This is a genomic window from Arthrobacter sp. Y3223164 (assembly GCF_059091005.1).
Window position 1 is genome coordinate 1 of sequence record NZ_JBNHGF010000950.1, and the last position, 323, is coordinate 323.

The window sequence follows — 323 nt, forward strand, 5'->3', positions numbered from 1 at the left end:
AGGCGGCGCTGCTGCGGCCGTGGAGCGGGAGGTTCCTGGCCGCACTGTGCTTTGGCCTCGGCGCGGCGCTCTTCGCCGTCGCGCTGGCGGGCCTGTCAGGCTGGCTGATCGTCTATGCCAGCGAACAGCCGCCGATCCTGTACCTGATGACCTCCATCGTCGGTGTCCGGTTCTTCGGGATCGGGCGTTCGGTCCTGCGTTACCAGGAGCGGCTGAAGCTGCACGACGCCGTCTTCGAAAGCACCGACCGGCTGCGGATCAGGTTGTGGAACGGGCTGCTGCAGCGGCCGGCAGCGTGGCGGCGCCTGGCCCGCGGCGGCGGC

1 protein-coding gene is annotated in these 323 nt (G+C 70.6%); it reads left to right on the forward strand.

What is annotated here, in order from left to right; genetic code table 11:
• Window positions 1–323: hypothetical protein (locus AC5RUJ_RS18875; protein WP_494156589.1), on the forward strand; the 323-nt coding region annotated here is incomplete at both ends.